This is a genomic window from Rhodanobacter sp. C01, assembly GCF_002001045.1.
GTDB lineage: Bacteria > Pseudomonadota > Gammaproteobacteria > Xanthomonadales > Rhodanobacteraceae > Rhodanobacter.
On record NZ_MUNR01000006.1, the window covers coordinates 45753 to 57347 of the forward strand.

At 59.1% G+C, this 11595-nt stretch carries 10 protein-coding genes; 7 read left to right on the plus strand and 3 right to left on the minus strand.

Going from position 1 to position 11595, the window contains the following annotated elements:
• Nucleotides 1-2: 2 nt before the first annotated feature.
• The 7 genes from B0E50_RS02870 (at nucleotide 3) to B0E50_RS02900 (ending at nucleotide 8898) form a co-directional block, all read left to right on the plus strand.
• A complete protein-coding gene (locus B0E50_RS02870; protein ID WP_139350355.1) occupies nucleotides 3-731 on the plus strand; it encodes a nitrous oxide reductase accessory protein NosL in 729 nt (242 codons plus the stop codon).
• A gap of 1100 nt (nucleotides 732-1831) precedes the next feature.
• The gene (locus tag B0E50_RS02875) at nucleotides 1832-3820 is read left to right on the plus strand and encodes a pyridoxal-dependent decarboxylase (protein ID WP_077439593.1); all 1989 of its coding nucleotides are present in this window, start codon (nucleotides 1832-1834) and stop codon (nucleotides 3818-3820) included.
• Complete coding sequence (locus tag B0E50_RS02880) at nucleotides 3813-4931, plus strand: PLP-dependent cysteine synthase family protein (protein ID WP_077439594.1); 1119 nt, start codon at nucleotides 3813-3815, stop codon at nucleotides 4929-4931. Before B0E50_RS02875 ends, B0E50_RS02880 begins: the two co-directional genes overlap by 8 nt.
• Before the next feature lie 67 nt (nucleotides 4932-4998).
• Entirely contained in the window at nucleotides 4999-5247 is a 249-nt protein-coding gene (locus B0E50_RS02885) for a hypothetical protein (protein WP_139350364.1), read from the plus strand.
• The gene (locus tag B0E50_RS02890; RefSeq protein WP_077439596.1) at nucleotides 5244-6725 is read left to right on the plus strand and encodes a UbiD family decarboxylase; all 1482 of its coding nucleotides are present in this window, start codon (nucleotides 5244-5246) and stop codon (nucleotides 6723-6725) included. The genes B0E50_RS02885 and B0E50_RS02890 overlap by 4 nt, the downstream gene beginning before the upstream one ends.
• A gap of 279 nt (nucleotides 6726-7004) precedes the next feature.
• Nucleotides 7005-8003 (plus strand): peptidase U32 family protein, encoded by a 999-nt coding sequence (locus tag B0E50_RS02895; RefSeq protein WP_077439597.1) that lies wholly within the window; start codon nucleotides 7005-7007, stop codon nucleotides 8001-8003.
• Nucleotides 8004-8007: 4 nt separating this feature from the next.
• Nucleotides 8008-8898 carry a U32 family peptidase gene (locus B0E50_RS02900; RefSeq protein ID WP_077439598.1) on the plus strand — a complete coding sequence of 297 codons (891 nt, stop codon included), beginning with the start codon at nucleotides 8008-8010 and terminating at the stop codon, nucleotides 8896-8898.
• A 36-nt stretch (nucleotides 8899-8934) separates the two neighbouring features.
• On the opposite strand, the gene B0E50_RS02905 is transcribed toward B0E50_RS02900, so the two are convergent.
• The 3 genes from B0E50_RS02905 to fabA all read right to left on the minus strand — a co-directional run bounded on the left by B0E50_RS02905 (nucleotide 8935) and on the right by fabA (nucleotide 11546).
• Complete coding sequence (locus tag B0E50_RS02905; protein WP_077439599.1) at nucleotides 8935-9594, minus strand: hemolysin III family protein; 660 nt, start codon at nucleotides 9592-9594, stop codon at nucleotides 8935-8937.
• Between the two features lie 228 nt (nucleotides 9595-9822).
• Nucleotides 9823-11031 carry a beta-ketoacyl-ACP synthase I gene (fabB, locus tag B0E50_RS02910; RefSeq protein ID WP_077439600.1) on the minus strand — a complete coding sequence of 403 codons (1209 nt, stop codon included), beginning with the start codon at nucleotides 11029-11031 and terminating at the stop codon, nucleotides 9823-9825.
• On the minus strand, nucleotides 11031-11546 hold the full coding sequence (gene fabA, locus B0E50_RS02915) for a 3-hydroxyacyl-[acyl-carrier-protein] dehydratase FabA (protein WP_077439601.1): 516 nt from the start codon (nucleotides 11544-11546) through the stop codon (nucleotides 11031-11033). Before fabA ends, fabB begins: the two co-directional genes overlap by 1 nt.
• Nucleotides 11547-11595 lie beyond the last annotated feature (49 nt).

The following is an 11595-nucleotide window of genomic DNA, read 5'->3' on the forward strand; positions in this document are numbered from 1 at the left end:
AAATGCACACGTCGCGCCCGCGCTGCAAGGGGAAGGGCGGGGCCCTCGAGTTCTTGTTGGTAGCCTTTGTTGTCCTTTCATTGGCTGCTTGTGAGAGCAGGCAAGCGCCAGCACCACAGGTCGCGGTGGACATCCATAAAGGCGATGTCTGCGCGGTCTGTGGGATGTACATCGAGGCCGGCCCCGGGCCGCGTGGGGAGGCCTATGTTCAGGGTGACAAGTTCCCCCTGAAATTCGGCTCAACCCGTGATTTCTTTGCCTATATCCTGCAACCGGAAAACATGACAAGGCTGCAGCATCTGCTGGTGCAAGACAGCGCCCGAATCAATTGGCAGCACCCCTCCAACGAGGCCAATACGTTTGTCGATGCGCGTAAGGCCTACTACGTGGCTTGGCAACCACTGAGTGGCTTGATGGGACCAACGTTTGCATCGTTTGCCTCCAGGCAGGATGCCGAGGCATTCGTTAGCAAGCACGGCGGAGAAGTATTGCGATTTCCCGACGTGACTCCCGAGCTGACCTCGATGCTTGGGTATAGCTGCCCGACTCAAGGCTCACCGGAATTTGCCTTGGCCAAAGCTTGTATTAGGCCACCTCATTCTGCTGATTCGCCGTGGGCTAAGCAGGAAGAACTCCCTGATCTGCTGCGCATGTCGAACTCTGCTCCGCATGAGATTGATTCAGGGCAGCGAAAGAGGCAGCTCCCTCTGCTTGACGGGAAATCGCACTGACATAGAAGGTACCTCTGTTGCGTGCGAACGCTAGGCTGATGCAATGGCGGCAGTATTCTGCCTGGTTACCGTCGGCTCGCTGACGTCAAATGCCTATTAGATTGGCGAGTGGCCTATTCGCGAATTCTTTCAATCTTGAACATTTGGCATCGAATCATCCTTGTAGTCGTGGTTGTGTTGGTTTTTGATGCAAGCAAGTTGAGCCGTATGGGCCGGATTTGGGGTCAGCTATTCGGAGGCTTAAGAAAAACATGAATGGTGAGGAAGGGCGGGATCTTGGGGCGCAAGACCAGTTGGCGGCATAGGCTCTGTCTGAAAGCAGTGTTGGACAAGACAATCGTGGAAGCATCAGCAAGCCTTAGGGGTGTCTGATGTTTGTTGCCAATATTGGCAAACTGATTTTTCTTGTGTTGATTGCGCTGATCGTTCTTGGCCCCGAAAGCGGCCCATCGCAGCGCACGCCGTAGGTGAGGCTATGCGTCGAACGCGGGCGGCTGGAATAGCGTTCGTGCCGAGCCCTGGTGAACCTATTCTAACGAAGCTTCGCCGTACGTTACGCGGATGCAGTTCGAGAAGCACCGGCAAGCCGATCCGACCAAACAAGCCGCCACTGATCACGATTATGAGGTGGAAAATTTAGGAGCAAGGTCAACCAGCAGCAGACCCTAGAGGTACTCGATTCAGCGAAAGTCACACGGGATCGTTGACCACATCGAGTGCACGTTTGGTCAAGCGGTGTGTTCGCTAGCGACAGTCAGGCGAATCTGACGATCTTCACGCAAGTGAGATGCCGTCGTCAGTCGGTATCGCACAAGTTGCGCTGCGGTTGAAATTCCAAAGATATTGCTGTGGTTTGATCTGCATCAATGGGACTACGCCCTGTGTGGACCAGGATATGCACATTCTCTGAGATGTGCGATGAGCAGTGAAAATGTGAAAATTCACGTCATAGGCCATAGTGTGCTGACAGCGTTGGGTTGGGTTCCGCTCGAGCTATCTCGTGTGGATCGCGCGCGTGCGGATTTGCTCACTCAGCAGAAAGGTAAGGTCACGGTCGAATATTGCGATCTGACTTCTGGCAGGACATGCGAGAGGCTCCTATGAGCGCAGCACAGCCGTTCTCGGCATTGGAGTCACGCGACCACACGCTGGATGCTTGCTTTCTTGGTCCCTATGGTGAGAACGACGCACTTTTGGAAAGGTTGATCGTGGAGTTCCTGCGCGACCACGTGTATTGGCGGCGCAATTTTCATCCGGAGGATCCACCGGCTATTGCCACCGGCGCAGCCCAACACCCCGACTACCTCGCTTTTGAATCGCGCATGCGTCGCGAGCTCCATCTTTTGTCCGCGGCACTGAAGAAATCAGTGCCGTTCCACAGCCCTCGTTACATCGGGCATATGGCTTCGGACCTTCTGTTACCAGGGCTGGCAGCACAGATACTGACGCTGCCGTACAACCCCAATAACGTCAGCGAGGACGCTGCGCCGGTCACGGTTGATATGGAGGTGCAGGTTGGACTTCAACTGGCACGCATGCTCGGTTATCCGCACGATCCGGTGCAGCCGGCCTGTGCCTTCGGGCATCTGACCTCGGGCGGTACGTTGGCGAACTACCAGGCGCTGCGACTCGCACTTGCGCTAAAGGCATTCCCGGTTGCGCTTCGTGCGGCGCGTGTGCCGCAACTTGAATTGCCACCAGATGATTGGAGCGCCTTCAATCTTTCTCATGCTGATGGCATCGCAGTTCTGGAAGCGTGGCAAACCTGGCTGGCGGCGCAGCCGCCGACCGAGCGGGCGCACTGGCTGAAACGAGTGGACGATGAGCGCGTCGAACAACGCGGTCTGGTCGGCTTCTTCGCCGCGCACCCGCAGCTGCGCGTGCCACTAGTGCTGGCGCCGGTAACCGCGCACTACTCATGGAGCAAGGGGCTGAAGCTCCTAGGCCTCGGGCGCGACCAATTGGAGCTTCTGCCGACCCGAGGCATGCGGTTGGATCCTTCTGCATTGCGGGGCACCCTGGAACGCTGCGTCCGCATCCGGCAGCCGGTGCTGATGTGCGTGGCAGTGTTAGGCAGCACAGAGTACGGCACGATTGATCCGATAGATGAGGTTCTAGCTGCACGCACGGAAGCTCAAGCACATGGGCTCGGCTTTTCGGTACATGTGGATGCAGCTTGGGGTGGCTACTTGGCCACGTTGTTCCGTAACGAGAATGGCACCCTGCGCAGGCGAGAAGAGGTAGCCACTGAGTACGTACAGTTCCCAACGCCAGCGGTGCATGCGGCATTTGCCGCACTGGGCGACACTGACTCGGCTACAGTAGATCCGCACAAGCTTGGTTACTTACCCTACGGCACGGGCGCCTTCATTTGCCGTGACCATCGCGCGATGGCGTTGCTGGCCGAGCGCGCTGACTACGTGTTCCATACCAGCACGCCCAGCGACTACCTGGCTCGTTACCGTAGCCTCGGCCAGTTCATTCCAGAAGGTTCCAAGGCTGGCGCGGCGGCGGCCGCGGCGTATGTGACCCACAAGGTACTGCCGCTGGATCACCGCCATTTCGGCCGCTTGCCGCGCGCCACCATACGTGCCGCCGAGGCGTTCTACGCACGTGCGCAGCGGTTTGCACTGGATCTGGCTGACTGCGTGCACGCGCTGGTGCCGTTCGCGCCGGACAGTAACTTGGTCTGTCTTGCGCTCAATCCGCGCGGCAACACATCGCTGGCTGGTGCCAATGCATTCGTCGGTGCGCTGCACGACACCTTGCGCTGTGATCCAGGCCAGCCGCTGCAATTGAAGGAATTCTTCGGCTCGGTAACCAGTCTGCGGCCGGAGGAGCTGGGGCTGGTGGAGACGGCACGCATTCTCAATGCCTTGGGGTTGGATCTGGCTACTCTCAATCATGACGGCGAAAACAGACGCCTGCTGATACTGCGTCATACGCTGATGAACCCGTACCTGATCGATCATGAGAACGGCATCAGTTATATCGATCGCTACTTTGAATTCCTCGGCCGGCGCGTGCAGTCGCTGACCGTTACTGACGCCTCTCGCCCGACGTTGATCAGGAAGGCGGGCATTGGATAGGATCCTGAAATTGGTCAATCCACAACGCGAGTTCGAACGATGCTGGGTGCACAACGCGCTGGCGAAGCTGGCGCAGGAGTCGGCCCGCTCGGCCGACACGCATCTACTCAAGCTTAACTTCCCCGGCTTTCACGGAATCGACTTCTACTTTAAGGACGAAGCCGCGCACCCCTCCGGTAGCCTCAAGCACCGGTTGGCACGCTCGCTGTTCCTGTACGCACTGTGCAATGGCCGACTGTGCGAAGGGCAAACCGTGGTCGATGCCTCCTCTGGCAGCACTGCAATTTCGGAAGCATGGTTCGCGCGATTGCTTGGACTACCGTTCATCGCAGTGATGCCAGAGGGTACTGCGCCAGGCAAGATCCGCGACGTGCATGCGCTCGGAGGCGAGTGCGACCTCGTCAATGACCCGTCGCAGGTACATGAGCGGGCGATTGCGCACGCGAAGCGCGGCGCCTGTCATCTTGACCAGTTCGGCCTGGCCGAGCGGGCTACCGACTGGCGTGGCAACAACAATATCGCAGAATCGATCATCGGCCAGCTCGTTTTGGAGCCCAGACCGGTGCCAGCGTGGATCGTCTGTGGTGCCGGAACTGGTGGTACCTCCGCCACCATCGGGCGCTACCTGCGCTACCGTCGGCTCTATACGCAGCTGTGCGTAGCCGAGCCGACGGGCAGTGGCTTTGTGCATGGCTGGCGCAGCCGGGATCCCAACGTCAGGGCAAGCCAGCCGACGTTGATCGAAGGCATTGGCCGGCCACGGGTAGAGCCAGGATTTTTGTTTGATTTGGTCGATCGGGTGATCGAGGTACCCGATGCCGCCTCGATCGCCGCCGCTTGGCTTCTGGAGGAGCTGTTTGGCCATCGCTACGGAGGCTCGTCCGGTACAAATTTGGTTGCTTGCCTGAAGCTTGCCGCATCGATGAGGGCCCACGGCGAACATGGCAGCATTGTCAGCCTGCTGTGCGACCGTGGTGAACGTTACGCGCAGACGCTGTTCGATCGAAAGTGGCTGGCCGCACGTGGTATCGATATTTCGACGTGGGACGCCGCACTGCGCTCTACCCTGCAAGATGGCCGCTGGCGCATCCCGGGCAATGGCGCGATATGAAACGCAATCAATACGTCTACATGCTGCCTGCCGTCATATGCCGCCGCGCCGATTCGAGAAAGCCGACATGTCGTTAGCCAACTTAGGCTTTGGCCGCTTCGGCAGGACCCTGTGCGATCTGCTCATCTACGATGTGCAGGATGGGCGTGCCTATGATTCCTGTATGGCGCTGCCTGCTAGGCCTGCCGAGGCCTCCGCAGCCGAGGAGGAGCGCGTGCGCTTGCTGGCCGAGCTGGAATTGATCCATCAGCAACTCATAGATCATGCCAGTGATGAGAGTCTGGCCATTCCCCAGCCACCGCAGGCATCGCCGTGAGCTTTCACAACCTGCGTAGCTTTCTCTCGCGACTGGAGGGAGATCGACAGCTAATCCGTGTGAATGAAGCGATTGATCCGTACCTGGAATCAACCGCGCTTAGCGAGCGCGCACTACGCGAAGGTGGCCCGGCATTGTTGATGGAGCGGCCGCTGGGTGCTTCGCACGCGCTGCTTGGCAATCTGTTTGGCCATCGCTCAAGGATCGAGACAGCGTTGGCCGGAAGGCCATTAGCATCCCTGCGTGAATTGGGGCAGCTTCTGGCTTCGATCAAGGAGCCGCGCTGGCCATCCAGTCTGCGCCAAGCCCTGGCGACATGGCCGGAGCTGGCGCAACTAGCCCACGTCGCACCTCAGTACGTGCATGAGGCTGCCTTCGAGTACGAAGGTGTAGAAGGCGGCGACATCGACCTCTCGCGCCTGCCAATCCAGCATTGCTGGCCCGGGGATGCAGGGAAGCTGATCACGTTCGGCCTAGTGGTCACCCGTGGCACGCGCAAGGCACGGCAGAATGTGGCGATCTACCGGCAGCAGGCGATCGGAACGAATCGAGTAATCATGCGTTGGCTGCCGCATCGTGGGGGTGCGCTGGACTATGCCGACTGGGTTGCCTCGCATCCGGAGCGCCCATTCCCTGTGCTGGTGGCGGTCGGGGCTGATCCGGCGACAATGCTGGCGGCGGTGGCGCCGGTGCCAGACACGTTGTCTGAATTCGAATTCGCCGGTTTGCTACGTGGCCAGCGCACCCGCGTATGGCGCAGCGAGCTGACCGGCCTTGATGCGCCGGCCGGTGCCGAAATACTGTTGGAGGGTTTCATCTACCCGGGCGACACCGCGTTGGAGGGGCCGTTCGGTGACCACACGGGCTACTACAACGCGCAAGATCACTTTCCCGTATTCACGATCGAACGCATGCGCTTGCGCCGGGACGCGATCTACCATGGTAGTTATATGGGACGCGCGCCGTACGATGAGCCATCTGTGCTATCGATGGCGTTGAACGATATCTTCGTGCCGATTCTGCAGAAGGTATTTCCGGAGATCGTCGATTTCTTCCTGCCGCCGGAAGCATGTTCCTATCGCATCGCGGTGGTCAGCATCCGCAAACAGTACGCTGGTCACGCACGGCGAGTGATGATGGGCGTGTGGTCCTATCTGCGCCAGTTTACGTATACCAAGTTCGTGATCATCACTGACGACGACATCGACGTACGCGACTGGTCGGCCGTGATCTGGGCAATTTCCACCCGTGTCGATCCAGCACGCGACACGATGCTGGTCGAGAATACTCCGATCGACTATCTGGATTTTTCGAGCCCTTCCGCCGGCATCGGCTCGAAACTCGGTCTCGATGCGACCAACAAATGGCCGTCCGAAACGGTGCGTACATGGAGTAGGCCGATCGTGCCGGATGCCGCCGTTGCACAGCGCATTGACGTGATGTGGGCCGCAATGCAGGCCACCCGCGTGGCCGGTTAGGCGTCGCAGGCTTCCAGCTCAAGGGCTCGCAGTGGGCGTAGCGGTCCGCGAGCTCGACCTGCATTGTGCGGTAGGGTGCTTCCACTGGCCATGGCGGAGTGCCAACCATGCCCACTGTGAAAGTACCGACTGTGCCGAACCGCAGCGACGTCGGCGAGCATGAGTTTCACCAAGCCAACTACCCTATCTGATGACCATGCCCGATTTGACGCACATCAAGGCAACTGCTACCTGCACGCGCCATGATGCGGTCTGTTCGATTTCCCAAGGTGCGTGCGTATGCAACTGGTCTGTCCCGCAGGCAATTTGCCGGCATTGCAGGCGGCAATTGATGCCGGTGCGGATGCGGTCTACGCGGGCTTTCGCGATCAGACCAACGCGCGTGCCTTCCCTGGTCTCAATTTTAGTGACGAAGAGCTGAGTGCAGGGATCGACTACGCGCATGCGCGTAGTCGCAAGGTCTATCTGGCGCTCAACACCTATCCAGATAGCGTACGGCTGGCGCACTGGCAGGCGGCTGTGGACAAGGCGGCGGAATTTGGTTGCGATGCGATCATTGCGGCTGAGATGGCGGTGCTCGACTACGCCACACGTACCCATCCAGGGCTGGCGCGACATCTATCGGTGCAGGGTTCGGCTACCACTGCGCCCGCGTTGCACTACATGTACGAGCGCTTTGGCATCAGTCGTGCCGTATTGCCACGGGTACTTTCTATCCAGCAGGTGGAGCGACTGTGCATGAATTCGCCGGTGCCTTTGGAAGTCTTCGGATTCGGCAGTCTATGCATCATGGTTGAGGGGCGCTGTCAGCTGTCGAGCTATGTCACTGGTGCTTCGCCGAACCGTCACGGCGTGTGTTCGCCGGCCAGCTTTGTACGCTGGGAGGAGGAGCAAGACGGCCGACGCAGTGTCCGCCTGAACAAGGTGCTGATTGACCGATTTGAGCCCGCGGAGCCAGCGGGCTACCCCACAGTGTGCAAAGGACGCTTTGACGTCGGCGGTGAGGTATTTCACGCACTTGAGGAGCCGACCAGTCTCAATACCTTGGAGTTGCTTCCTCGGCTCGCTCAGGCAGGGGTGACGGCTCTGAAGATCGAGGGCCGCCAACGCGGTGTGGCCTACGTGAGTTCGGTCACTCGCACTTGGCGTGATGCACTGGATCGTTACCACAGATCACCGCAGGACTGGCAGCTGCAAGCGGACTGGCGACGCTCGCTGTCAGCACATGCCGAGGGTCACCAGACCACGCTCGGCCCCTATCACCGTCATTGGCACTGAACCGATGAATACGATGAAACTAAGCTTGGGACCATTACAGTATTTTTGGCCCCGCGAGCGCACTTTGGCCTTTTACCGTGAGGCAGCGCAATGGCCCATTGATATCATCTATCTCGGTGAGACCGTATGTAGCAAACGGCGAGAGATGAGCACTGGGGGCTGGATCGCACTGGCTGCGGAACTTAGCGAGAGCGGTAAGCAAGTCGTGTTGTCATCATTGGCACTGATCGAAGCCGAATCTGAACTCGGCGCACTAAAACGGTTGGTCAGTGACGGTAACTGCTGGATCGAGGCGAACGATCTCTCCGCAGTGCAGTTGTGCCGCGAGCGTGGCGTGCCCTTCGTTGCCGGTCCATCGCTCAATGTCTACAACCATCGAGCACTCGCATTACTGATGGAAGATGGTCTGCATCGCTGGGTTCCTGGCGTGGAGCAGGGCGAAGTGCTGTTGCGTGAGCTTCGCGCGGCGATGCTCGCTGAGAACCTCACGATGCCGGAACTTGAGGTGATAGCGTTTGGTCGATTGCCACTGGCTTACTCAGCGCGCTGCTTCACCGCGCGTGCCCTAGATGTTGGCAAAGATCAATGCGATTTTCGTTGTATTGAATACCCCGATGGCATGCCGCTGGCCACTCGCGAGGGTAGACCGTTCCTACGCATCAACGGCATCCAGATCCAGGGCGAGGAAGTCACCGATCTCGGTCCCCAGTTGCCTGCACTTCGCGAACTTGGCGTCGACGTGCTTCGTTTATATCCGCAAGTTAGTGGCATGGCCGATGTCGTGGCGCACTTTCACCTTGCGCGTCGCTCGCCAGTGGCGCCGCCGCGGATCGGTATACGCAACGGCTACTGGCACGGCGAGCCGGGAATGCAGATGCTCCACACCGCTGTCTGAGGGCAGCGGTGTGGGCAGGCGCAATCTTCTCGTCGATCAAAACGCGTAAAGCAGCACTGCAAAGAAATGGCATGTTGTGCCGGCAAGGACAAACAGATGCCAGATGAAATGGCTGTATCGAATCCTACCGTCTAGCACGAAGAACACCACGCCCAGGGTATAAGCCAAACCGCCAGCTCCGAGCCAAAGCAGTCCATTTGCCGACATGTGTAGCCACAGCGGCCGGATGGCGATCATCACCACCCATCCCATGGCGACGTACATAAGGGTGGACACGCGTGGAAATCGCGGACCTACCATGGCCTTGAACACCAGCCCCGCCAGAGCCAGGCTCCAGATTACGCCGAGCATGGTCCAACCCCAGCCTCCGTGAAGCACGCCCAAGGTGATTGGCGTATAGGTTCCAGCGATCAGCAAATAGATGGCTGCGTGATCCAGCGCTCGGAAGATGGCCTTGAGCCGTTGGTGTGAGATTGCGTGGTAGAGGGTTGAAGCAAGATAGAGCAGGACGGCGCTGCTGCCGAATATCGCCGCTCCCACGATCGCCGAGATGCCACCCACGTGCTGCGCATGAATGACCAGGATGGGTAGGGCGGCGATAGCCAGCAACAAGCCAAATCCGTGACTGAGACTGTTGGCGATTTCCTCGCCGAGGGTTTGGTGCCGCGTGATGGCGCTGACTGACGTTCGTGGCATGTGATATTGGCCCTTGCTATGAATTTCAAAATGAATCTATTTGTGCGGCACGGAAGGGACAGATCTGATATCAGAGTCCCTGTCATCAGCCGGGTTTGGAGCGCAGCTCATCGGCTCGACTGAGCTGCCGCCACCGTAGCGATCGCCAGATTTCAGCAAATGCAAATGGTAGGGATAGTCTTGCAAGGGGTGACACGTGGGTGCCCCCGCCCAGGCAGCTGATAGCTGTCAAACCCGCGCAAATACCAAGCTAGCGTTGGTGCCACCGAAGCCGAAGCTGTTGGACATCACGGTGTTCAACGTCGCCTGACGCGTCTCTCGCAGGATGGGAAATCCCTCGACGCGCGGATCAAGCTCGACGATGTTGGCGGACCCTGCCATAAAGCCATCCCTGAGCATCAATAGGCTGTAAATTGCCTCATGCACGCTCGCCGCGCCGAGCGAGTGCCCCGTCAAAGCCTTGGTTGAGGAGATTGCCGGTACGGATTCTCCGAATACCTCGCGGACAGCCCTCAATTCCACAATGTCGCCCATCTGGGTGGCGGTGCCGTGGGTGTTGAGGTAGTCGATTGGCAACGTCACGCCCTGCATTGCCATCCTCATGCAACGCACTGCGCCTTCGCCTGATGGCGACACCATATCGGCTCCGTCCGAGGTCACCCCATAGCCGACCAGTTCGGCATGGATGCATGCTCCCCGCGCCTTTGCATGCTCGTATTCCTCCAGCACCAGCATGCCGCCACCGCTGGCGATGACGAAGCCGTCGCGACCCGCATCGTAGGGGCGCGATGCGGTTTGCGGCTCGTCGTTATAGTTACTGGACAAAGCGCCCATCGCATCGAACTGCGCGGTCATACCCCAGTTCAGTTCTTCGCCGCCACCAGCAAACATTACATCCTGCGCACCATGACGGATCAGGTCTGCTGCCGCGCCAATGCAATGGCCCGAGGTGGCACATGCCGCGGCGATCGAGTAGCTCAGGCCGAGAATGCCGAAAGCGGTGGCGAGTGTTGCTGACACTGTGGAACACATCGTGCGGGGTACCATGTATGGACCGATCTTACGTACACCCTTCTCGCGCAGAAGGTCAGCAGTCTCAATCTGCCACTGTGCTGAGCCACCGCCGGAGCCGGCGATCACACCGCTGCGCGGATGGCATATCTGTTCGATGGCAAGACCAGCATCGGCAATGGCCGCTCGCATCGCCACGTACGCATTGGCCGCTGCATCACCCATGAAGCGTTTCAACTTACGGTCTATCACCGCATTGAGATCGATCTGCGGCACGCCGGCGATTTGGCTGCGTAAGCCGCGAACGGCATATTCTGGAACGGCGCGAATTCCGCTGCGTGCTTCGCTCAGTGCGCAAGAGACAGCATCCGCGGCGTTGCCAAGGCAAGACACGATGCCCATGCCGGTTACCACTACGCGGCGCATCAGAAGCCCTCCGTCGACTGGAACAGGCCAACTCGCATGTCGGTGGCTACGTATATAAGCCGGTCATCGACATACGTTTTGCCATCTGCAATCACCATGGACAGCTTTCCACGTAGCACTCGGCGGATATCGATCTCATAGCGGATTAACTTTGCACTCGGCAATACCTGTCCGGAAAACTTCACTTGGCCCACGCCAAGCGCCCGACCGCGACCGGGCTCACCCAGCCATGGCAGGAAGAACCCACTGAGTTGCCACATCGCGTCCAAGCCAAGACAGCCTGGCATCACAGGGTCACCGTCGAAATGGCAGCCGAAAAACCACAGGTCAGGCCGGACATCCAGCTCTGCAAGGATGACGCCCTTGTCGGAAGCGCCACCATGTTCATCAATACGGGTGATGCGGTCGAACATCAGCATGGGTGGCGACGGTAGACGAGCGTTGCCGGGACCAAAAAATTCACCGCGGGCACAGGCAAGCAGTTGAGCGTAGTCGAACGAAGAAGGTCGGTTCATGGCCATGTTTGCAGAGGAAGACCTAACCAGTCTGCGAGGCTTTCCACCC